Source organism: Kiloniella antarctica, assembly GCF_042682825.1.
Taxonomy (GTDB): Bacteria; Pseudomonadota; Alphaproteobacteria; order Kiloniellales; family Kiloniellaceae; genus Kiloniella; species Kiloniella antarctica.
Genome location: NZ_JBHUII010000001.1, coordinates 713,300 through 737,002 on the forward strand (window position 1 = coordinate 713,300; position 23,703 = coordinate 737,002).

The 23,703-nt window shown below is 44.8% G+C and carries 22 protein-coding genes; 17 read left to right on the forward strand and 5 right to left on the reverse strand.

Features of this window, described 5'->3' with window-relative positions; all coding sequences use genetic code 11:
* Positions 1–3 precede the first annotated feature (3 nt).
* Positions 4–1,191, forward strand: a complete 1,188-nt coding sequence (locus tag ACFSKO_RS03405) for an NnrS family protein (protein ID WP_380248420.1) — start codon at positions 4–6, stop codon at positions 1,189–1,191.
* A 3-nt stretch (positions 1,192–1,194) separates the two neighbouring features.
* Here ACFSKO_RS03405 and ACFSKO_RS03410 read toward each other — a convergent pair whose 3' ends face one another.
* The 3 genes from ACFSKO_RS03410 to ACFSKO_RS03420 all read right to left on the reverse strand — a co-directional run bounded on the left by ACFSKO_RS03410 (position 1,195) and on the right by ACFSKO_RS03420 (position 3,616).
* Positions 1,195–1,488, reverse strand: coding sequence for a hypothetical protein (locus ACFSKO_RS03410; protein ID WP_380248422.1), 294 nt, complete (start codon positions 1,486–1,488; stop codon positions 1,195–1,197).
* A 287-nt stretch (positions 1,489–1,775) separates the two neighbouring features.
* Positions 1,776–1,994 carry a hypothetical protein gene (locus ACFSKO_RS03415; protein ID WP_380248424.1) on the reverse strand — a complete coding sequence of 73 codons (219 nt, stop codon included), beginning with the start codon at positions 1,992–1,994 and terminating at the stop codon, positions 1,776–1,778.
* Positions 1,995–2,317: 323 nt separating this feature from the next.
* A complete protein-coding gene (locus ACFSKO_RS03420; protein ID WP_380248426.1) occupies positions 2,318–3,616 on the reverse strand; it encodes an aspartate aminotransferase family protein in 1,299 nt (432 codons plus the stop codon).
* A 252-nt stretch (positions 3,617–3,868) separates the two neighbouring features.
* On the opposite strand from ACFSKO_RS03420, the gene ACFSKO_RS03425 reads away from it, so the two are divergent.
* Positions 3,869–5,020: a PQQ-dependent sugar dehydrogenase gene (locus tag ACFSKO_RS03425; RefSeq protein ID WP_380248428.1), complete on the forward strand. Its 1,152-nt coding sequence runs from the start codon at positions 3,869–3,871 to the stop codon at positions 5,018–5,020.
* A 15-nt stretch (positions 5,021–5,035) separates the two neighbouring features.
* Here ACFSKO_RS03425 and ACFSKO_RS03430 read toward each other — a convergent pair whose 3' ends face one another.
* Positions 5,036–5,962, reverse strand: a complete 927-nt coding sequence (locus ACFSKO_RS03430; RefSeq protein ID WP_380248430.1) for a LysR family transcriptional regulator — start codon at positions 5,960–5,962, stop codon at positions 5,036–5,038.
* A gap of 106 nt (positions 5,963–6,068) precedes the next feature.
* Here ACFSKO_RS03430 and ACFSKO_RS03435 point away from each other — a divergent pair, with 106 nt between their 5' ends.
* The 13 genes from ACFSKO_RS03435 to ACFSKO_RS03495 all read left to right on the forward strand — a co-directional run bounded on the left by ACFSKO_RS03435 (position 6,069) and on the right by ACFSKO_RS03495 (position 20,504).
* Positions 6,069–6,260, forward strand: a complete 192-nt coding sequence (locus tag ACFSKO_RS03435; protein ID WP_380248432.1) for a hypothetical protein — start codon at positions 6,069–6,071, stop codon at positions 6,258–6,260.
* Positions 6,261–7,044: 784 nt separating this feature from the next.
* Positions 7,045–7,638: an SRPBCC family protein gene (locus tag ACFSKO_RS03440; protein ID WP_380248434.1), complete on the forward strand. Its 594-nt coding sequence runs from the start codon at positions 7,045–7,047 to the stop codon at positions 7,636–7,638.
* 243 nt (positions 7,639–7,881) lie between these two features.
* On the forward strand, positions 7,882–8,349 hold the full coding sequence (locus tag ACFSKO_RS03445) for a (2Fe-2S)-binding protein (protein WP_380248436.1): 468 nt from the start codon (positions 7,882–7,884) through the stop codon (positions 8,347–8,349).
* 2 nt (positions 8,350–8,351) lie between these two features.
* Positions 8,352–10,703, forward strand: a complete 2,352-nt coding sequence (locus ACFSKO_RS03450; protein ID WP_380248438.1) for a xanthine dehydrogenase family protein molybdopterin-binding subunit — start codon at positions 8,352–8,354, stop codon at positions 10,701–10,703.
* Positions 10,704–10,717: 14 nt separating this feature from the next.
* A complete protein-coding gene (locus ACFSKO_RS03455) occupies positions 10,718–11,497 on the forward strand; it encodes an FAD binding domain-containing protein (RefSeq protein ID WP_380248440.1) in 780 nt (259 codons plus the stop codon).
* Between the two features lie 74 nt (positions 11,498–11,571).
* A complete protein-coding gene (locus tag ACFSKO_RS03460; protein WP_380248442.1) occupies positions 11,572–12,501 on the forward strand; it encodes an AAA family ATPase in 930 nt (309 codons plus the stop codon).
* A 4-nt stretch (positions 12,502–12,505) separates the two neighbouring features.
* On the forward strand, positions 12,506–13,738 hold the full coding sequence (locus tag ACFSKO_RS03465; protein WP_380248444.1) for a vWA domain-containing protein: 1,233 nt from the start codon (positions 12,506–12,508) through the stop codon (positions 13,736–13,738).
* 74 nt (positions 13,739–13,812) lie between these two features.
* On the forward strand, positions 13,813–14,160 hold the full coding sequence (locus ACFSKO_RS03470; RefSeq protein WP_380248446.1) for an XdhC family protein: 348 nt from the start codon (positions 13,813–13,815) through the stop codon (positions 14,158–14,160).
* The gene (locus ACFSKO_RS03475) at positions 14,157–14,834 is read left to right on the forward strand and encodes an XdhC family protein (RefSeq protein ID WP_380248448.1); all 678 of its coding nucleotides are present in this window, start codon (positions 14,157–14,159) and stop codon (positions 14,832–14,834) included. Before ACFSKO_RS03470 ends, ACFSKO_RS03475 begins: the two co-directional genes overlap by 4 nt.
* Complete coding sequence (locus ACFSKO_RS03480) at positions 14,831–16,447, forward strand: NTP transferase domain-containing protein (protein ID WP_380248450.1); 1,617 nt, start codon at positions 14,831–14,833, stop codon at positions 16,445–16,447. Before ACFSKO_RS03475 ends, ACFSKO_RS03480 begins: the two co-directional genes overlap by 4 nt.
* Positions 16,440–16,925 (forward strand): iron-sulfur cluster assembly scaffold protein, encoded by a 486-nt coding sequence (locus ACFSKO_RS03485; RefSeq protein ID WP_380248452.1) that lies wholly within the window; start codon positions 16,440–16,442, stop codon positions 16,923–16,925. Before ACFSKO_RS03480 ends, ACFSKO_RS03485 begins: the two co-directional genes overlap by 8 nt.
* A gap of 101 nt (positions 16,926–17,026) precedes the next feature.
* Complete coding sequence (locus ACFSKO_RS03490) at positions 17,027–19,417, forward strand: ATP-binding protein (protein WP_380248454.1); 2,391 nt, start codon at positions 17,027–17,029, stop codon at positions 19,415–19,417.
* A gap of 199 nt (positions 19,418–19,616) precedes the next feature.
* Complete coding sequence (locus ACFSKO_RS03495; protein WP_380249428.1) at positions 19,617–20,504, forward strand: NAD(P)-dependent oxidoreductase; 888 nt, start codon at positions 19,617–19,619, stop codon at positions 20,502–20,504.
* 64 nt (positions 20,505–20,568) lie between these two features.
* Here ACFSKO_RS03495 and ACFSKO_RS03500 read toward each other — a convergent pair whose 3' ends face one another.
* Positions 20,569–21,369, reverse strand: a complete 801-nt coding sequence (locus ACFSKO_RS03500; RefSeq protein WP_380248456.1) for a GNAT family N-acetyltransferase — start codon at positions 21,367–21,369, stop codon at positions 20,569–20,571.
* Positions 21,370–21,516: 147 nt separating this feature from the next.
* Between ACFSKO_RS03500 and ACFSKO_RS03505 the strand changes: the two genes are divergently transcribed.
* On the forward strand, positions 21,517–22,563 hold the full coding sequence (locus tag ACFSKO_RS03505; RefSeq protein ID WP_380248458.1) for a putative transporter: 1,047 nt from the start codon (positions 21,517–21,519) through the stop codon (positions 22,561–22,563).
* Between the two features lie 163 nt (positions 22,564–22,726).
* Entirely contained in the window at positions 22,727–23,686 is a 960-nt protein-coding gene (locus ACFSKO_RS03510) for a carbon-nitrogen hydrolase family protein (protein WP_380248460.1), read from the forward strand.
* Positions 23,687–23,703 lie beyond the last annotated feature (17 nt).

The following is a 23,703-nucleotide window of genomic DNA, read 5'->3' on the forward strand; positions in this document are numbered from 1 at the left end:
ACAATGAACTCAAATATTCCAGCCTTCTGGCGTGCAGGATTTAGGCCCTTTTTCTTATCCGGAGCATTTTACGCACTTCTCGTACTGTGTTTGTGGATATTAAGCCTTACAGGGTATCTGGAATATGAGACTTACGTCGCACCGCCTCTTATCCACGGCCACGAAATGCTTTACGGGTTTGGTGTTGCAGCTATTGCTGGCTTCATCCTCACAGCCATGCCCAATTGGACCAACACGCCTCCACTTTCCGGGCTCCCTCTCGCGGGGCTATACGCATTTTGGATTGCTGGGCGGCTTTCTCTTTGGGCGGGAACATCCATTCCTTTTGTTGTGCTGGCCACTGTTGATATGCTTTTCTTGCCAACCTTGGCAATAATGACAGCACGGACACTCTATAAAGCAGGCAATAAAAAGAACCTTATGTTACCGGGCATTTTCTTACTGCTCGGAACTTTTAACTTACTCTTTTATCTTTCAGAAATGTCCGTAATCGAGTTGTCATCAAGAACCATTCTGGAAGCAGCAATCTCCGTTTTAATCCTGTTAATTACGATTATTGGCGGGCGTATTGTTCCGGCTTTTACGCGGAACGCCTTACATCAACAAGGTATAACTATTGAGATCTCCGCCCCAACAAAACTAAGCATTGCCTGTATTATAGGGACCTTTGTTATGGTTCTCGGTGACGTATTCATATCCCCTGATTATCCAAATTCATTTGCAGTATTTTGTCTTCTTCTTGCTATGGCCCATTTTATCAGACTTATCTTTTGGAAAGGTTGGCTCACCCTCAACGATCCTCTTTTATGGTCAATGCACCTTGGTTACCTCTGGATCCCAATTGGCCTGCTGCTTAAATCCTATGGTCTTTATGAATATGGATATTTTTGGGAAGGGGCATTGCACGCCCTGACGACAGGCGCGATTGCCACCATGGTTTTGGTCGTGATGATAAGAGCCGGACTTGGGCATTCAGGAAGCCCTCTAAAGAGCAGCTTCCTTCTAACCTGCTCCCTTATCGCAATAACTCTCGCTGCCCTTTCCCGTGTCGTACAAAGCGCATTAGAAGGACCGCTTTCAGTTCCGGTTCTTCACTCCTCGGGCTTACTCTGGACTCTCGCTTTTGGCCTATACATCATCCATTTTTTACCCATAATGTTCAAACCTCGGCTTGATGGGAAGCCAGGCTAGCCATTAGCTCTTGGGAGCGGACACACAGTCAATATTTTGCTTTTCTCTTGAAAACTTCAAAAGGGAATCATCTTGAGGGCTTTCAACGGTTTTTCTCGACCAGTCAGAGCGTCGACGCACAAGTTCAGCAGCACCTACATTCTTTTCCCCCATCAAGGGATTTTGTAGTCGTACATAGGTAACCCCATCGACATGGGATTTATACACATCCGTCACAACCCAGTCCTGCAAAAACCTTGTTCTTTTAGAATAGACTTCTCCAACAACGGGTAACTTGTCGGGGATATTTTCTTTCATTGAAATTTACCTCTGTATTCATAATTCATAATCACTCAAACTGATTTGAAATTATGGAGTCTCAAAGGCTACATCAAGGCTCTCTCAGGGCGAGAGGAGGCTTAACATATTTTTATCATCTGGCTGACACAAAACGGCCCCGACATGGCTTTCCAACCCATCAAGAAAAGACCGTTACCAATCAAACTTTCAGGAAAAAATCATAAATGTAATGTCAAAAAATAAATGAAGGCAAAATAAAAACCCGCAGCTAAACTACGGGTTTATATACACATCTTTTAGATAATTTAATTTTGAACAGGTGCTTTACGCAACCAATCCGATCCGCGGCGCGTCAATTCAACAGCACTAACTGACTTATCACCAATATCTTTATTGCGGAGTCTGGTATATTGAATACCATCGATCGTCGATTTATAAACCTCAACAACGACCCAATCCTGATATGAAGCGTGCCTTTTCGAAAAAATATCACCGATTTCAGGCATGCGTTCTGACTCTTTCATTAATCACTCTCAATATAGCTCTCAGGACTTCTATCGTTTTGATACTCCGAGGACCGCTTTCAATCAATCGAATAGATCACATTTAGCTAAAAAAATAGAAATCAATCTTCCGAGAGTGTAATTTTCCTTGGACACCATCGGAAGAAAGAACAAATTATATAAAAGAACTTAAGCCTCCCGTCTGCCCCTTTCAAGCTGTTTAACTATATCTTTTGTTATTCCGCGACACCTTTGATTGAATGAATTTAAAGTGACACAAATAAGTCGACTCCAATTGTCTCTTTCTACTCAAGTAAGGATACGAGAACAGACAGCATCTGCCCTTATTCAATATCTCTTACATGCACCAAACTATCTTCAAACCGAGAGAGGAAGTCATCACAAATCGAGCGATCATGAGCCAGTGACAGATAAAGTTTGGTTCCCATGGGGTTTAAAAAAATACCGCGCTTAAACAACTCAAGCATGAGTACACGGCCTTTCTTTTTGTTACCTTGCGCCGTGGTTCGATAGTTGAAGACGGGCTGATCTGTGAAGACGATTTGGGCCAGAGGACCATCTCCAATTACTTGAGCGATTTCTCCATGCGCTTCGATAATTCTACGTAGGCCGGTTCGTAAATACTGCCCAAGATCAAATAACTTCAAATAGCTCCCCTCTTGCCGATAAACTGATAATGCAGCATTCGCCGCACAAGTCGATATCGGATTTCCCCCAAGAGTAGAGGCCATCCATACATAATTCTCCTGACCAATATAATGTTCGTTTACGTGGTCCATAATATCGGCACGCCCCCCAAAGACACCGATGGGATACCCACCTCCCAACGCTTTCCCATAAGCAACCAGATCAGGAATAATCCCGTACTTTTCCTGCGCTCCGCCATAGGCAAGTCGAAATCCTGTAACAACTTCATCAAAAATAAGAGGGATATCATATTTATCGCAAAGAGCTCTTACTCCTTCAAGAAACCCGGGAAGCGGTGGTGTGCAGCGTTGAAGGGGTTCCATGAGAACACCCGCGATCTCGCCTTTATTTGCGGCAATAATCTCTGCAGTTATCTCTAATTCATTATAGGGAGCGACAAGCAAGTTCTCTCGCGCCAACGGTGTTCCAGCAGAGGTCAACTCTGGTGTTGGGAACGGCAAATTTTGATTTGGAAATAATGACGTAACACCTGCCTCATTAGCCCCGTGATAAGCTCCTTCAAACTTCAAAATCTTCGTCTTACCCGTAAAAGCCCGGGCAAGACGTTGGCAGTACATCGTCGCTTCGGTTCCAGATGCACAAAACCTCAAACGTTCAATTGCAGGCGAAATCCTTTTTATTTCTTCCCCAAGTTCCAACGCATGCGAATTAAGATAAGAAAAATTGGAGCCTTTTTCGGCTTGTTTCGTGACAGCCTCAACCACTTCATCTTTGGCATGCCCAACCAAGCAGGATCCCCAGCCGATCGAAAAGTCGAGATATTCTTTACCGGTGGTATCCCACAATCGGGCCCCTTTGCCTCGGTCCAGTGCAATCAATGTTTCTGGAGGAAAGCCAAATTCACCATTTGAAATTCCAGCGGTAAATACTCCCAAGGCTCTTTGCTGAACGTGATTGGTGTCTTCTTTTGTCATGTTGTTTTCCTCACCCTATGGATTGTATTTAACAAGTTTAGCAGCTGGTCGTTTTATCGTTTCGGTTTAGGGCTAAGGCGGAGAAGCAACAATTTAATAATCTTAGAATTTGTTCCAAGAAAAATTAACTTCACAACAATCTGAACGTAAAATGCTTTGGGATAACTCTTTTTCATTTATCATTAAAAATTCTCAGAGGCGCTTTTACTTACAAGCACCGACTTAATATTCAATCGGCTTTGGAGAACATAGATGCATCTTCATAAGATTAAGTTCTTATTATCCATCATAAGCCTTGCTCTAGGATGTTCCATTCCCCCCCTTACTGGCTTTGCAAAGGCCAATGAAATCATCGAACGATTCACGAGTGAAAAAATAACTTTTAAATTGCATCGCCTTACCAAAAATCTCGACCACCCTTGGGGAATGGCCTTCCTTCCGGATGATCGACTTTTGATCACAGAAAGAAATGGAAAGTTAAAGATATTTGATGGGAGTTCTCTCAAAGAAATAACCTTGACGGATTTTCCCGATATTTATACCAGAGGACAAGGAGGATTGCTGGATGTTACTCCCCATCCAAATTTCTCAGAAAACAACCTCATCTATTTTACTTATAGTCATCCACTATCATCGGGCTCCACCACAGCACTCGCCCAAGCAAAACTTCAAGGCAACGTGCTATCAAACAGCCAAATCCTCTTTATCGCCAAAACCCGTTCGGACACCAGTCATCACTATGGATCCCGGATCAAATTTGATCGTCAGGGCTTTCTTTTCATGACCGTTGGAGATCGCGGTCAACGCCATAACGCACAACGATTAGACCTCCATGCCGGGAAAATCTTACGCCTCACAGAGAACGGTAAACCTGCTCCTGGCAATCCCTTTGTCAATCACTCAAACGCCTTACCTGAAATTTATTCCTTTGGTCACAGAAACCCTCAAGGCCTCAGCCTAAATCCCGCTACCGGAGATATATGGCTAAGTGAACACGGCCCTCGCGGTGGCGATGAACTCAACATTATACAATCTGGTAAAAACTATGGATGGCCCATTATTACTTATGGCAAAGAGTATATTGGCGGATCTATTGGACAAGGAACTCATCATCCGAACATGTCTCAACCCATCCACCAGTGGACCCCTTCAATAGCTCCAGCAGGCATTACTTTTTATACAGGAGAGGCTTTCCCATCCTGGCAAGGAAATCTATTCACTTCCGCTTTAAAGTTTAAACTTCTGGTTAGACAGGAAATCAAAAACAATAAGGTGGTTCTCGAGGAACGATTACTAGAAGGTGAAGTCGGAAGAATCAGAGCCGTCACCCAAGGACCAGATGGCTTACTTTATTTAATTTCCGATGAAAGCGACGGAGCTCTCTATCGGCTTTCTCCTCTATAACTCAAAGATATTTATCTAAATATCTTTGAGGCTGATACCTTTATCCCAGTAGGGTTCTCTGCCAAATTTACTTTCAAGAAACTCTATAAAAGATCTCGTTTTCGCCGGAAGATGTTCTCGATTTGGGTAAAGGACATATACCGCAGCACCTGGAAGCTCAAATTCCCTAAGAATAGGGATTAGTTCACCCGCCTTAAGCTCGTCGGCAATATCCCAGGTCGATTTGATTGCAATTCCAATCCCAGCTTTGGTGGCATCACGTAAAATTTCACCGTTGTTGGTTTCCAGATTGCCCTTCACTTTGACATCAATGTGTCCTTCCGCCCCTTTAAAGTGCCAGTGATCATGGACACCTCCCGGATAACCAAGAACCAAACAGTTGTGCTGGAGTAAATCGCTTGGATGTTCCGGTATACCAGCTTTGCTTAAATACTCCCTTGAAGCACAGACAACCCGTCGTGCCGGGCTAAGTTTTCGTGCAATCAAACTACTATCTTGGAGTTCCCCCGTTCGAATAGCCAAATCAAACCCGGCTTGAATCATATCAACAATTTGATCAGTTAAGCTCACCTGAATGGAGACGTCGGGATATTGCTTTAAAAACTCAGGGATAAGTCGAGAAATATGCTTCCGACCAAAAGAAGAAGGCGCTGTTATTCTCAGAGTTCCTTTTACATTACCGGCCAAGCCTGAAAGCGCCGCTTCTGCATCCAAAATGTCCTCGAGTATAGATTTACAACGCGTAAAATACCCCGACCCTTCATCGGTCAAACTTAACCTTCTCGTCGTGCGATTAAATAACCGAACATCAAGGCGTTCTTCAAGATTGGCAATGCGCTTACTTACCACCGCAGCCGAAAGATTGAGGTTTCGCCCCGCAGCAGTCATGCCTCCGGCCGTGGCAACCTCAACAAAAACGGTCATGTCATTAATTACATCCATAGTATTATCAAAATAAACGAAACAATCCTTCTACAACAAGCCCTATTATCATTTTTAAAAAAGAGTGCATATTAGAGACAAGTATAAAAGATAAAGGATTGATCTCATGAACCGCCAAGATGCCAACAAAACTATTTTTGATCTGCAAGTTGCGGATATGGATTATCACTTCCAAACTGCCCGTCGCCTGAGATCAGCCGAGGCCCACAACATCTTTGGAAAATTATTCCGACGCCTAGCCTCTCCCTTTACTAATTTCAAAACCAACTATTATCTCGCGCTTACCAGAGCCGCTTAAATTATCCAGTTACCAATATCCAAGGGGATGCCAAACCGCATCCTCTTTTCATCAGAGTTCTCGTACTTGAATGTAAAAGTTCAAGATAGCCATTTTCAGAACCAAGCTATCTATAACTAGCCATATTCAAAAATTAACCCTTCTTTAAGCGAACTCCTATTTAATACAATCATAAATTGATTAATACATAACATAAACGATCCTTAGATTGAAAACCTTCCTCCTGATCACTCTCAAAACTTAGGAGCACTTAACAATAGAAGACAATATTTTGTGTAAGGTTAGATCCTAATAACTACGACCTAATTTGAAGACAAATACTTGCGCCCCCAACGCAAAAGCCTTGGCTGCATACTCAGTCTTCACAAAAGCGCATCTTACCCCGATGCTCATGGGTGCCGAGACGCTAACAATTCGACCTTAGCATCTTCCCCAAAGTCTCAGCATCCGACTAGCCAACCGGATTTTCCTCCGGTTGGCATTTTTCTATCTAATCGCCACTTCACCTAATGCGCGGACTTCATTTCTCAACTTGCAATTATCAAAGCTCCTCCTCATACTTATTTTCCAAAATATCTACTGTGACGGCTAAACACGACACGCAGAATCTAACTTCTCATTGTGTCGCAAAGTTGAAACACTATCAGGATCTAATTGCTCTTGCTTAGGTGACAAAGAAGGCTTTCCTACTCCATACTTCCAAGTCTCCTTTTAGAACTGAACAATCAGATAGCATTTCTAGAAGATAACTGAGATACTTTGTGATTAGACAGGTAGGCACACTATGCAGATGGAAGGCCAACAGCTTATCCCCGCACCACAGATTAAAGTATGGGAAGCATTAAACGATCCTGAAATCCTGAGGCAATCTATCCCTGGCTGCGAAACTGTAGAAAAAAGTTCCGACACCGAATTTCGGGCCAGCCTGACAGCAAAATTTGGCCCCGTGAAAGCAAAATTCAAAGGGCACGTCACTCTTTCTGATTTAGACCCTCCAAATGGATACACCCTTACTGGTGAAGGCAAAGGTGGCGCAGCAGGATTTGGTAAAGGAGAGGCAAAAGTTTCTCTTAAAGAACAGGCAGGACAAACCCTTTTAAGCTACTCTGTTAATGCAAAAGTAGGTGGAAAGCTTGCTCAGATAGGCTCGAGACTGGTTGATGCCGCCGCAAAGAAGATGGCTGATGACTTTTTCAAAGCTTTCTCTAAAAACGTGACGTCATCTGATCAAAACACACCTTTACAAGAGCCTCCTTTAGATATGACGGATGCAGCCGACTTAAATACAGTAATCCCCAGAGAGCCATCAAAGAACTGGCTTCTCTATATAGGCGGGGCCTCACTTCTTATCATACTCGCCGTATACGCCTTTAATTAATAACGGCCAGTCATTACCAAGTCCGGAAGATTCCGGGATTGTACCCAGCAGGACCAAGTCTGTAGCCTGCTTTAAATAGTAAAAACTACCAACATTCTTATAAAAAGAATGAGTAAATTTCAAATTGCGTTGTTCCTTATTTTATCACGAAAGCAATGCTATTTAGCCCTTCCGGGCAAGCAGACCCAAAAGCAGTAATGCAAAAAATAAAAGGGCTGTGACACCACGAACAGGAGAAAACCGATGCCAACGGTATCTATGAAAGTAAATGGCAAACAAGTATCGGCAGACGTCGCGCCGAATACCTTGCTTGTGACCTTTATTCGAGAAAACTTAAAATTAACAGGCACCCATGTCGGCTGTGATACCAGCCAATGTGGAGCGTGCGTTGTCCATGTTGACGGTAATAGCGCCAAATCCTGCACCATGCTCGCCGTTCAAGCTGAAGGTGCAGAGATAACAACAATCGAAGGTCTTGCAAGTGGTGGAGAACTTCATCCAATGCAAAAATCTTTTCAAGAAAATCACGGCTTACAATGCGGTTTTTGTACCACAGGCATGATTATGACTGCGGTTGATATGGTCAACAAGCAGAACAATCTGGATGATGCATCAATTCGTAAAGGCCTGGAAGGTAATATCTGTCGCTGCACTGGATATCAAAATATTGTCAAGTCGGTAAAAGCTGCTGCACAAGAAATGGGGGGCTGATCATGACCACAGAAACTGGAATTGGCGCATCGGTTCGTCGTAAAGAAGATAAACGCTTTATCATCGGAAAAGGCCGCTATCTTGATGACATTAACAAACAAGGGCAAACCTACGGATATTTTATTAGATCCCCTCACGCCCATGCTAAAATCAATGGATTTGATGCCACTGAAGCCTTGAATGCACCCGGCGTTGTCGCCGTTCTCACAGGCCCAGATATGGAAGCTGACGGCATTGGCCCCATTATTTGTGGTTGGGCAATTACCTCAAAAGACGGCTCACCTCATAAAGCGCCAGCCCATCCTGCTCTCGCAATTGGGCATGTTCGCTACGTTGGCCACCAAGTCGCACTCGTTGTTGCTGAAACTCTGCAAGAAGCTAAGAACGCGGCAGAATTGGTTGACGTTGATTATGAAGAACTTCCTCATGTAGTAGAAGTCGGTGATGCTCTGGCTGAAGGCGCTCCACAAATTCACGCTGATGTACCCGGCAACCTTTCGTTTGACTGGGAACTTGGTGATAGAGCTGCCGCAGAGCAGGCAATATCAACTGCCCATCACGTCACCCGGATGGATTTACGCAATAACCGCGTAATTCCCAATGCGATGGAGCCTCGCGCTGCTCTTAGCGAGTACGATATGGGTACGGATGAAATTACGCTTTATACGACGAGCCAAAATCCTCACGTACACAGATTGGTTCTGTCAGCCTTTAACGGTGTCGCTCCCGAACATAAACTCAGGGTTATTGCACCTGATGTCGGGGGGGGCTTCGGCTCAAAGATCTTCATTTATTCTGAAGAAACCGTCTGCGCCTGGGCAACAAAAAAGCTCAATCGTCCGATTAAATGGACCGCCGAACGTTCCGAAGCATTTCTCAGTGATGCGCACGGACGGGATCATGAAACCCATGCTGAAATGGCTTTTGATGCCCAAGGTAAAATCTTAGGCTTTAAAGTATCCACAAAAGCCAACGTCGGTTGTTACCTCTCTACTTTTGCGTCGGCTGTTCCCACCTATCTCTATGGCACCTTGCTGAATGGCCAGTACACTATGCCTGCCATATATGTTGAGGTCCAAGCAGGTTTCACGAACACTGCACCCGTAGATGCCTATCGGGGTGCTGGTCGCCCGGAAGCAACTTATGTTGTTGAACGTATGATCGAGATTGGCGCACGTGAAATGGGGATTGATCCCGGAGAAATACGAAAACGTAATTTCATCCCGCCAGATGCATATCCTTATGAAACCCCAGTTATCATGACTTATGATAGTGGGAACTATGCCTTGGCTATGGATAAAGCACAGGCAGCGATTGACTACAAAGGCTTTGAAGCGCGCAAAGCAGAATCAGCACAACGTGGTAAGTTACGTGGTATCGGCTACTCTGCCTTTATCGAAGCTTGTGGCATAGCCCCATCCGCTGCTGTTGGCTCTCTTGGGGCTGGTGTTGGTCTTTGGGAATCAGCGCAAGTTCGGTTCAACCCAACAGGTAGTGTGACTGTCTTTACGGGCAGCCATTCTCATGGTCAGGGTCATGAAACCACTTTTGCTCAAATTATCTCAGATCAACTTGGAGTTCCAATTGATCAGGTTGAGATATCACACGGAGATACAGGGAAAGTTCCATTTGGTATGGGCACTTATGGTTCTCGGTCCCTTGCTGTCGGAGGCTCCGCAATCGTAAAAGCCATCGATAAAATCGTAGAAAAAAGTAAAAAGATTGCGGCACATACACTGGAAGCATCAGTTGAAGACATCGAGCACGCCCACGGTGTGTTCTCTGTTGCCGGGACTGACAAAAAAATGACCATGGCAGAAATCGCCTTCTCTGCTTATGTTCCCCATAATTATCCGGCGGATGTTGAGCCCGGCATGGATGAAACAGCTTTCTATGATCCACTTAATTTTACCTTCCCCGCAGGTACCCATATTGCAGAAGTCGAAATTGACCCTGAAACAGGAACGACAGAGATCCTCGACTGGGTAGCAGTTGATGACTTCGGGAATGTTATCAATCCGATGATTGTTGAAGGACAGGTACACGGTGGGCTTGCTCAGGGTATTGGACAAGCTCTCCTTGAAAACTGTGTTTATGACAAAGAAAGTGGGCAACTTCTGACAGGTTCCTATATGGATTACTGTATGCCACGCGCAGATGACTTACCTACTTTCAGAGTTGAAACCATCAACACGCCTTGTACGACCAACCCACTGGGTGTGAAAGGTTGTGGCGAAGCAGGCGCCATTTCTGCTCCTGCGGCATTAATGAACGCCATCACCAATGCACTCGGCAAAGAAATTGACATGCCTGCGACACCTGAAAAGGTATGGCGTGCGGCACAGGGCCTTTAAGGGAGGAATGCATTATGTATGATTTTGATTACAAACGTCCAAGTACTCTGGATGAAGCAGCAACTCTCTTAAATGAGGATTCTGTTTTATTGGCCGGTGGCCATACGCTATTACCAACACTCAAACAACGACTGGCTCAACCAGAAACTTTGGTTGATCTGAGCGCGATTGATTCCTTACACGGAGTTTGCCCCGATGGTGACCTATTAGCCATCGGTGCGATGACCACCCACGCAGAAGTTGCACGCAAGGCCACTATTCCGGCGCTTGCATCACTTGCTGGTGGCATTGGAGATCCACAAGTCCGGAATCGGGGAACCATTGGCGGCTCCATCGCCAATAATGATCCTGCCGCAGACTACCCGGCAGCGGTTGTTGGATTAAATGCTATCGTCAATACCAACAAGCGGGCAATCTCAGCGGATGATTTTTTCGTGGACCTATTCGAAACCGCTCTAGGTGAAGGAGAGATTATAACCAATGTCACCTTCACAAAACCAGAGGCTGCTGCTTATGTAAAATTTGATAACCCAGCGTCTCGTTATGCGATAGTTGGCGTTATGGTTGCAAAAACATCTTCTGGCGTCAGAGTCGCCGTTACAGGAGCTGGTCCATGTGTTTTTAGACAAACGGAGATGGAAGCTGCTCTTTCTCGTAACTTCTCGCCACAGGCACTTGAGAGCATAACCGTATCAGCGGATGGCCTTAACAGCGACATTCATGCCTCAGCAGAATATCGTGCGAACCTAATCAAGGTTCTTGCCAAACGTGCCGTTGCCCAAATCAACGGTTAATTTATCTGGCCACTTTCGTGCACAAGCACCGGAAGTGGCCATTTTTATAAGTGCCTCATAACCCGGAGCGCGTCATGCCCAACCAAGCTCAAATCCCGCAATCAATTGATGACGTTCTTCAGTGTCTCTCAGATGGAAAATACGTAGCGGATAGATCTCTCGCAACCGTCATTTTTTTAGCCCTAAGAATGCAACGGCCCCTTTTTCTTGAAGGAGAAGCCGGTGTCGGAAAGACCGAGATTGCAAAGGTTTTATCAACAACTTTGAACCGGCCACTTGTCCGCCTTCAGTGCTATGAAGGTCTGGATGTAAATACCGCTGTTTACGAGTGGAATTACACGAGACAGATGGTAGAAATACGGATTGCCGAGGCCTCCGGCGAAATTGACCGCAACCGTTTGACAAAGGATATATTTACGTCTGAATTTTTGATCAAGCGACCTTTGCTCGAAGCACTTGAGGGAAAAGACGGAAAAAGCCCGGTTCTATTAATTGATGAGTTGGATCGCGCAGATGAAGCTTTTGAAGCTTACCTTTTAGAAGTTCTCTCCGACTATCAAATTACCATTCCAGAACTGGGAACAATCAAGGCACAAGAACCCCCGATAGTTATCATCACGTCCAACCGAACCCGCGAAATTCACGATGCTTTGAAACGTCGATGCCTCTATCATTGGGTTGATTACCCTGATGCATTAAGAGAATTAGAGATCCTTAAAATCAAGGCTCCAGATGCGGCAGAGAAACTAAGTAAGGAAGTTGTTTTCTTTATTCAAGAGCTTCGAAAAAACCCTGAAATATTCAAACAACCCGGGATCGCAGAAACCATCGATTGGACGAACGCCCTAACCCAACTCGACTGTGTCTCTCTCGCGCCAGAGGCCGTTAGCGACACGCTTGGCGTCCTTTTAAAATATCAAGATGACATCGGGCGCATCAAAGGAAGTGAAGCCTCGCAGATGCTCCACAATATCCAAAGCGAAATGGATCAGGTCGGGGTTTAACTTGGTGAAATCCTCCCCCTCTAAGAGCGCATCTCCGAACGAAGGTTTTCTTTCGCAAAATCTTCTTCACTTTGCCAGAACGTTGAGAAAGGCGGGTCTGAAAGTTCCTTCTTCACGTGTTATAGAAGCTGTTGATGCAATTGGGATAACGGGCTTAGCCCGCAGAGAAGAGCTACACGCAACACTGGGTTGTCTCTTTGTGACACGCAGAGATCAACAAGAAATTTTTGATCAGTGCTTTTATATTTTTTGGCGAAATCCAGAGCTGTTAGAACGCGCTATCTCTATGATTTTACCCACAACTTTTTTGGAAAATGCGCCTCAAGATGAAAAAGACAAAGCACTAAAGCGGGTTAGTGAAGCATTTACTCCTGAGCAAGAAAAATCCTCCCTACCTGACGAAGAAGAAAAGGACGAAGTAGAATTCGACGCCCGCATGACGATCTCGGATGAAGAAGTTCTAAGGCACAAAGATTTCGAACAGATGAGCTCTCAAGAACAACAAAATGCCCTACGGCTGATAAAACGATTAAAGCTGCCCGCTGAAAATATCGTAACCAGACGCTTTTCCCCCACGCTCCATCGACACAAAATTGATATGAGACGAAGCATGCAGGCATCAATGCGAAACGGAGGGGATATTATCAATCTACGTCACAAATCTCGTCAGCACAAGAGAGCCCCCCTCGTCGTCCTTTGTGATATATCCGGATCAATGAGCCATTACAGCAGAATGCTACTCCATTTCATCCATACTCTCAGTGGAGCACGAGATAGAATACACAGTTTTGTCTTTGGAACACGTTTGCACAATATTACCCGCCAGATGTGTAGCACTGATGTCGACGAGGCCTTGGAGGCCGTCGGCAAACAAGTCAATGACTGGTCTGGGGGGACAAGGATCGCTACAGCGCTTCATGATTTCAACAAAAACTGGTCACGACGTGTCCTTGGCCAAGGCGCAAATGTTCTTTTGATAACCGATGGCTTGGAGCGCGAAAGTAATCAGGATCTGTCTTTGGAGATGGATCGATTACACCGGTCTTGTCGAAAATTAATTTGGCTTAACCCTCTACTTCGCTACGATGCTTTTGAAGTAAAAGCACAGGGCATTAAGCTCATGCTACCGCATGTTGACGAATTTCGAAGTGCGCATAATCTGGAAAGTTTGGAAGGACTGGTTGAAAGCTTGCAATCCAATCCCCTCATTAAACATACTAAAGCCTACAAGAAATAACGTCATCAGTCCTTCTTATAAGCTCATCAATTTTTTTGAGACCATAAACCTGTTCTTCTTATGAAAGAGAAACCGTGACCACACCGATCCATCAAGAATTGTCTGCCAGTGATCTATTGATCACCGCTGCGCGTTGGCAAGACAGCGGCAAAAAAGTTGCCTTGGCAACCGTGATCCAAACCTGGGGATCATCTCCTCGGCAAGCTGGCAGTATCATGATTATCGATGAAGATATGACGATGCTTGGGTCTGTCAGTGGAGGTTGTATTGAAGGTGCGGTCATTCAAGAAGCGCTTGAAATCATGGATCACGGAGAAGCCAAAACCCTTGAATTTGGTGTTGGAGATGAACAGGCTTGGGACGTTGGTCTTGCCTGTGGCGGAACGATTCAAGTTTATGTTGAGCGATTGGAAGTGTCATGAAACGCTTGTTACTAGATCAACTCAACCAAGCACGTTCTGAGAAAAAAACGGTCGTTTTACTCACAAACTTGAACGATGGTACTCAAGAATTAATTACTCCTCTTAACCAAGACCAGAACCATCCCTTGTTCTCAGATATAAAAAAATCCATCCGGGATGATCGATCTTATGTCCATGAAGAAAACGGATCAAAAACCTTTATCCAAGTATTTAATCCACCTTTAAGACTCGTCATCGTTGGCGCCGTTCATATTTCTCAATTCCTGGTCCCTATGGCTCAACTCGCAGGATATGAAGTCATAGTTGTTGATCCACGCCGTGCCTTTGGAAACCCCGCCCGTTTTCCAAGCTGCGTCATTAACAACGAATGGCCCGATGATGCCATGCAGGAACTTAAGCCAGATCACCGAACAGCCGTGGTTATTCTTACACATGATCCAAAACTTGATGATCCTGCCATTGAGACCACCCTCAAATCCGATGCCTTTTACATTGGTACTTTAGGTAGTAACCGCACTCATGCAAAACGCCTGGAGAGGCTCGAACGCTTGGAAAACTTGGAACGTATCGAAGGACCAATTGGCCTCAATATTGGATCTAAAAACCCTGCCGAGATAGCCATCTCTATTCTTGCATCCATTACCAATACTTTAAGAAATGGGTCCAGCAAGTGATCTACGAGGAAATTGCCACAGGCCAAGCCGAAGGTACCTATCTTGCACACTCCCTAAAAAGTCGTTCCGGACGCTTGGGGAAAGGGCATAAGATCACAGTTCAAGACATCAACGACCTCCTCGCGGAAAATATCAAGCAGGTCACCTCTATCAGAATGGAAGAGGGAGATGTCCACGAAGATCAAGCAGCAGCACAGCTGGGTAATGTAATATCAGGGCATGGGGTTGCACCAAGTAAAGCCTTTACTGGACGCTGCAACATTCACAGCACTATCCATGGACTACTCTCTGTCATACCAAGAGAAATAGACGCACTGAACAGTGTTGATGAGGCGATTACCCTCGCCACGCTGGCACCCTATAGTGTGGTTTATCCCGGCCAACTAGTTGCCACTGTTAAAATAATCCCTTTGGCAGCTTCCGCGCAAACCCTTGCTGTTGCACAACAAAAAAGCCGCCTCTGCGCCCATCCCTTTGTCCCACACAAGATTGGTTTAATCTTAACCCAGCTCCCTCAAACTAAAGACTCTGTTCTTGAAAAAACTTTAAACGTTGTAAATCAACGTTTGAAGAACTGCGGCAACAAAGTCCACACCACACTAAAAGTCAGACATAAAGACCTCGCCATTGCCAACGCAATTAAAACCTTAAAAACTGAAAATCATGATCTAGTCTTAATTTTTGGTGCTTCTGCGATTGTTGACAGACAGGACGCTTTACCAAGCGGCCTTGTCCTTGCTGGAGGTGCCATAACTCACTTTGGCATGCCCGTTGACCCAGGAAACCTCTTGCTGCTTGGTGAGCATTCTGGAACCGCCGTCATTGGCCTGCCAGGATGTGCAAGATCTCCAAAATTAAATGGTTTCGATTGGGTCCTGCAACGGGTTTTAGCTAAAATTCCCGTAACAAAAAAAGATATTACTGCGATGGGCTGTGGTGGTTTATTATCAGAGATCACCACTCGACCTCAGCCGAGAGAAAAAATGACATCTGAGCATATTCCACAACGACCGAAAATAACGGCCCTTCTCCTTGCAGCCGGACAATCTCGCCGTATGGGTACAAAAAACAAACTATTGCAGGATTGGAATGGCAAGCCATTAGTGAAATGGGTTGCGGATAGTCTTGGGCACAGTTCTGTCAATCAAACCATCGTTGTCACTGGACATGAAGCCGATCAGGTTCGAGATTGTTTGTCAGAACTGGATCTTGAGTTTGTTCACAATCCCGATTTTGAAGATGGCCTTAGTACATCCCTTATTAAGGGCCTCATGGCAGTTCCAGCAGATAGCGATGCTGTCCTGATTTGTTTAGGCGACATGCCATCAATCACAAATAAACAACTCAATACCCTCATCAATGCCTACGATCCGGATAATGCTGCTGCCATCTGTATCCCAACCTTCGAAGGGAAAAGAGGCAATCCCGTACTTTGGAATAGAGATTTCATCCCTGAAATGATGACTATAAAAGGTGACAGCGGAGCCAGACATCTGCTTGGCATCTATGCAGGAGATGTTTACGAAGTTCCCATGTCCAATACCGCCATATTATCGGACATAGACACTCCCGAAGCTTTACAAGCCCTCAGAAATGACCCTCTCAATGACTAATGGAACAACACTCAAAAAGACCAATTCCGGAAAAGGTAACTCCAGAAATAATCAATCAAGCGATAGTGATGATCTGTATAACAAAGAACTCTTGAAGCTTGCCAATAAGGGAGATTGTAGCTTAGAGCAGCCAGATATTTCAATTACCCATGACAATCCGCTTTGCGGTGATCGCATAACAATCGATCTCGTAATGGAAAAAGATGTCATCAAAAGTATTGGTTACAAAGCACGATCTTGTGCTCTTTGCAAAGCCTCGGCACAACTCTTAAAAGAAATCGCTCCTGGACACAACTTGGATTATTTACAAAAATTTTATGGAGAATTAAAAATTCATCTAAAAGAAAATCGCCCATTGAACTTTCCGAACGATTGGAAATCCTATGGTATATTCCAACCAGTTGGCACAATCAAAAACCGACATACTTGCGTTTTACTGCCTTTTGAAGCACTCGTAAAAATAGAAAGAAAATATTAAAACAATTGAGTTTATAATCTCTCTGATCGGTCATTGCAGTTTCTTTGTCTTGTCTGCAAAATCGGACAAACTGCGTCAAACAAGAGGGGAAAAGCAACACGATGTCCATTCAGGGGAAAATTGGTTCGCTCGTTGCCGCGTTATTTCTAATGCTGATTATTTTCAGCGCTGGAATTCTCTATTCAATTGTGATTCCAGAGTTTGAAAACCTTGATCGTGAAAATACAATCCACCGTGCGCAACAGATTCAAAATACCCTCCATGACGAACTTGAAGACCTCGTGGTTTATTCCAGCGACTGGGGGATTTGGGATGATACCTATGCCTATATGGAAAGCCGAGATCCTGAGTTTATTGCCTCAAGCGCGCCTGATGACACTTTTGAGATAACAAATATCCACCTCATGGCCTTCTTTAACATGGACAAGGAGTTGGTCTGGGGTAGATGGCTCGACAAGAAAACCGAGAGCTATTCCGATTTAAACATTTCATTTGTCGACGAAAAAACTGGGTCTTTAATGTCTCCTGAAGCAATCGTGACCCAGGGATCTCTCTCCGGTTTTGTACAGACCAGTCGGGGTCCAATGCTGATTGCCGCATATCCTATTTTGAAAAGTAATCAAGACGGCCCTGCAAGAGGATTTGCCTTAACCGGACGATATATGGACGAAGATCGGATGGGTAAAATTGCAGAAGACCTCAACGCCAGTTTTGATACAATCGTTGACGGCAGAATAGTCGGCAAACAAAGCGCAATAATACCGAATGAAGTCATTATTGATACTCTACCCGAAAATGGCATTGGGCTTTATAATGCCCCAGATGAAGATATGATGTATTCTTACATAGATATTATCGCCATGAACGGCGTCACCCTGATGAGATTGGTGCATCCTCATCCAATGGCGATTCTTGAGAAAGGGCAATTTGCGATAACAACAGCGTTGCAGTTGTTCGTAGCCTTCTTTGCTATTGCCCTTTTATTTATCGTCATGTCTTTGCACCGCATTGTGGTAACGCCTCTCTCAACCCTTCGAAACAAAATCACATCTCTCGCTTCAAGAGACACACTTCCTGCGGAAAAAATCTCTCAAATCCAGTCCAATGAGCTACTGCTTGCTCTTGAAAGCTTCGATATCATGGAAGAAGAGATTCGCCACCATCAAAGCGAACTTGAAGACAAGGTCCGTGATCGAACACATTGGTTACAGGAAACCAACGATCGTCTCGAAAAAGAAGTCGAAGAAAGACAACGCACCGAACAAAACCTTTTGGCCGCAAAAGTCGAAGCGGAACAAGCCAGTAAAAGTAAGTCAGAGTTTCTAGCTACAATCAGCCATGAGATCCGCACACCAATGAACGGCGTGGTTGGCATGACCAACCTGTTGCTTGAAAGCTCATTGGATGACGAACAACTGGATTACACTCAGTCCATCCGAAATTCTGCGGATCACCTATTGCTTTTAATCAACGATATCCTCGACATTTCCAAACTTGAATCTGGAATGAGTCGTCTTGAAATCAGTAGCTTTAACTTACCAGATTTACTTTCTTCCGTCACAGGTGTGCAACAACCCAAAGCACATTCAAAAGGACTTGAACTCAAAACTGAAATAGACCCTGAACTCCCCGAATGGGTTCGCAGTGACCCAACGCGGTTACGCCAAATTCTTTTCAATCTAATTGGCAACGCCATCAAGTTCACAGACCAGGGACATATCAAAATATCAGTAACCCCCTTCATGCCCCGCGAAGGAACCACGCAATGGATAAAATGTACGGTGGAAGACACCGGCATCGGGATCAGTGCTGAAGACCAAGCTCGAATTTTTGAGCGCTTTACTCAAGCAGACGGCTCAGCGTCAAGAAAACATGGCGGCGTAGGCCTCGGCCTGTCCATTGCCAAAAGGTTGAGCAAGCAAATGGACGGTGAAATCGGCCTGGAGAGTACACCAGAAAACGGTAGCCTATTCTGGTTCACAATTCCTTTGGAAGTCGCGAAGTCCGCTCCAGCACCGGATCAAGCCATCGGGTCGTCAGAGAAGAACACAACCGAAAAACCAACAGTTCCAGAAAAGAGCGAAAATCCCCTCCAGATTTTGGTTGTAGAAGACAATAAGATCAATCAAATGTTATTGCTAAAATTCCTTACAAAACGGGGCCACAACGTTGATATTACCGTCAACGGTATAGAAGCTTTGAAATATTTAGAGACCAGTTCTCCTGACATCATCCTGATGGATATCCAGATGCCAGAGATGGACGGAATTGAAGCAACGAAAGTCATTCGTACAATGGAAGGGGATTTAGCTACGGTGCCTATTATTGCCGTAACGGCAAACGCGATGAAAGGCGATCGCGATACCTATATCACAGCAGGCATGAACGATTATGTCGCAAAACCAGTGGATTTCAAAAGACTCACAGAGGTGATAAACCTCTATGCTCCAAACCGCAGCTCTGAGGCTAAAAAGAAAGTCAGCAAAACTTAATCTTGCCCTGAATTTATTTCCCCTATCTGCTCAAAAAAAATTAAAGCCTCATACTATTGTCCCCCCATTTCTGGGGACAATTCCTCTACGCCCTTGCACCATCTTCCTCAAATTTCTAAGCTCAGCATAATCTAATTAATCCTAAATTTTCTTGGAACAACTTGAAAATGATCAGGAATAGCCCGAAACCAACTCCACAATAAGTAAGGAACAAAAGATGGCAAAAGTTGCATTTATTGGTTTAGGTGTCATGGGTTACCCAATGGCAGGCCATCTGGCGGCCAAAGGTCATGACGTTACGGTTTATAACCGTACAGACGCCAAATCTGAGGCCTGGGTCAAAGAGCATGGCGGCAATAAAGCCAGCACACCGCGCGCAGCTTCCGAAAATGCCGAGATCGTATTTTGCTGTGTTGGTAACGACGATGACTTACGTTCAGTTGTGCTCGGTGATAACGGTATCTTCGCAGGGATGGCTACTGACGCTGTTTTGGTGGACCACACAACCGCATCGGCTGATGTCGCACGCGAACTTGGCAATATTGCCACAGAAAGAGGACTGCACTTTATTGATGCACCAGTATCCGGTGGTCAAGCTGGAGCTGAAAATGGAATTTTGACGGTTATGTGTGGGGGAGAACAGGCACCTTTTGATCGCATCAAACCCGTCGCAAATTGTTTCTCACGCGCCGTAACTCTTATGGGACCTGTTGGTTCAGGACAGCTCACCAAAATGGTCAATCAAATCGCCATCGCCGGGGTCGTTCAAGGTCTGAGTGAAGCCATGAACTTTGGACAAAAAGCAAACCTGGATATGGAAAAGGTGATCGACGTCATCTCCAAGGGCGCTGCAGGTTCTTGGCAGATGGAAAACCGAGGACCAACTATGTGTAAAGGAGAATTCGAATTCGGATTTGCCGTGGATTGGATGCGCAAAGATCTAGGTATTTGCTTTGAGGAATCAAAGCGTAATGGCGCCCGTCTCCCGGTCACACACCTAGTTGATCAGTTTTATGCTCAGGTTCAAGGACGAGGTGGCAAACGTTGGGATACCTCCAGTCTTGTTCACCTGCTTCAGAATGACTAGTTAACCCTACCAACGATCAGTAGCAGAGCTTTAAGCTGTGCTACTGATCGGTTACGACACTCTCTTATTGTCCCCAGAGCTTAAATCCTGCTTCAGTCGAAGTCGCAATTCCGCAAAGCACCGTGGTATCTATTGTAAGACCGCAACGCTCAACCATCTGCTGCGATATTTTATTTTTAACAGATACCTGTTCGTAAAAACCTTTGGCCCCGAGTTTACGAATACACTCTCGCAACATTGACGCGTTAACCAAGATACCAAGGCCTTTACCACGGTAATCGGCATCAACCGCAACCAGGCCGCCCCATCCAGTCTTGTTGTGCCTGCTATGATCGTTGTGAGCAAAATACCCATAAGCCATAGCAACAATTTTACCGCAAGATTTTCGAAGAACCTTGGTACTGGATTTAACAGACTGTCCAGAGAGCATCAAGCCAGATACCGGGGGGATGCCGTTATCTGACAGAAAGATTTGAACCTCTTTAATAAGCTCTGGATTATGAAGTTCTGTTTCAGGAATAAACGAGAGGTCTTCTGGTAAAGCCTTGCTCCCGAGATTTTCTGTCGCTTTCAAAATATGAGTAGCAGTTCCCGTGAAGACATTCCAAAAACTAATCCCAAACCCTTCTTTTTCGAGTTTGCCACGCACGACATCTATCGTGTTAGCCGGAATCATTCGAAAACCAAATCTGCCATCTCGTTTTAGATGTTCAAAAATCACATCCCAACCAAGTATATCAGGATCATCACAACCGAGACACCGCCCAGGATGACAAGCACCCGCCGTCGAATACATCCATTTGGTGTATTCGTCGGCTCTCCGTTGCAGTCGTATCTGTATATCCGTGCCGAAATATTGTTCCATTACACCTCTGTAGCAAGAACATCCTATCAACTGATTGTGAAGGAAACCTTGATGGTCTGTAAATGCCTAATGCAACCTTGCTCCTGACTTAAGCTACCGTCATGATGGCACAAATTTTAATTTCGTGACCAGAAGAGAAAGAACCCTATGTTTCACAGCTTTTTTAAATCAGAGAAGTGGGCGCTTTGGGCTTACGGAGGAAGTGCTCTAATATTAGCAATGATATACCTCCAAGTACAATTGTCTGTCGCTTTCAATAGTTGGTACGGGGATTTTTATGACCTGTTACAGAAGTCAGACAATTACACAGATAAAATTGATGAAGGCCTTGCATTATTCCATTTAAAATTAATTTCTTTAGAGTTTTTGTTTAATGATTTTGATGGGACTCCCTCATTTGCAGTCATTGTCTTTCCAATGATTTTCCTTGGCGCTTTTCTTAACTGGTTCACGCGTATTTTTATACTACGTTGGCGCGAAGCAATGACCTTTGGATACCTTCCACGTTGGCAATCTGTCACCGTGGAAATCGAAGGTGCATCACAGCGTATTCAAGAAGACTGCTTTCGATTTGCAAGAATATTAGAACTTCTTGGAGTTCGTACAATACATGCATTTCTAACCTTAATTGCCTTTATTCCTTTGTTATGGGGACTAAGTAGCAAGGTAGATGTTCCGTATCTAAAGGATATTGAAGGATCGCTTGTATGGGTCGCCTTAATTGTTTCGATAGGTGGGTTAATTATTTCATGGTTTGTTGGCTATAAGCTTCCTGGTTTAGAATACAATAATCAAAAAATTGAAGCAGCTTTTCGAAAAGAGCTCGTTTTAGCAGAAGACAATAAGGTTGATTACGCTCAGACCGAAACAATTGTCGAACTATTTTTAGGAATTAGATTTAATTATCATAAGTTATATTTGCATTACAGCTACTTCGATCTTTGGGCACATTTATACGGTCAGATTATGATTATCGTACCTTATCTTATAATTGCTCCTAGCTTGTTCAGTGGCCTTATTGCTCTTGGCGTTATGGTGCAAGTATCAAACGCATTTGGCAAAGTTCATAATGGATTTTCTGTTTTCATTGATAACTGGACAGTTATCACAGAATTACGTTCAATACATCTTCGGCTTTCAGAGTTCGAAGAGAACCTTCGTAAGCATGAAACACCTCAAGAAATTCTCAGATAATAAGGTGATCTATTTATTATGACTAAAACCGCAGTTTTTACTGCGGCTTTATCACATTCTTGCTGTAAACAATTGGTAATCCACCATCAAGCTTTGCGCTGAGAAATCTCTCATGATTAACTCCGAGAAAATTTATTTACTTAAAAATTCACTGGAGTTAATCATGAGAAATAAAGATCTCCTGACCGTTGGTTTGGCCCAAATCACCCCAATTTGGCTCGACCGCGAAGCAACCTTGTTAAAGATTGCCGACTATATAAATCAAGCCGCCGATCAGGGCTGTGACCTTGTTGGCTTTGGCGAGGCTTTGGCCCCCGGTTATCCTTTCTGGCTGGATAGAACAGACGGTGCGCGATTTAACAACGACATCCAAAAAGAGATTCACGCCAAATACCTCGACGAAGGGGTATGCATTGAACGTGGCGATCTCAAGGATATTTGTGAATTGGCAAAGGCGCGCTCAATTGCGGTTTATGTCGGCATCATGGAACGTCCTCTGGATCGCGCGGGACATAGTCTCTATTGCACACTGGTTTATATCAATAAGCAGGGAGAAATCGGATCGGTCCACCGTAAGTTAATGCCAACATACGAAGAACGTCTTGCCTGGGCACCGGGCGATGGCCACGGCCTTCGCACCCATCCAATCGGAGAATTCACTGTCGGTGGGCTGAATTGTTGGGAAAATTGGATGCCGTTGGCGCGGGCTTCGCTCTATGCGCAAGGTGAAGATCTGCACTTTTCCTGTTGGCCCGGTGGCGATCACAACACCCACGACCTCCCCGGCTTTATCGCCAAGGAATCCAGATCTTACACCATGTTCGTCTGCGGCCTGATGCGTATCGAAGATATTTCCGACAATATTCCTTATGCAGATCTTATCAGAGCGGGGGAAACTACAGGCTTCCTCGCCAATGGGGGATCTTGCCTGATGGGGCCGGACGGAAAGTGGGTTATTGAACCAATCGTTGGGAAAGAGCGTCTTGCCGTTGCGACCATTGACCACAAGCTGGTCCGTCGTGAAAGGCAAAATTTTGATCCTGCTGGGCACTATTCCCGTCCGGATGTAACCCAACTTAACGTGAACAGGACTCGTCAATCAACCGTGGTTTTAAACGATTAAGGATCACTAATCCTAAT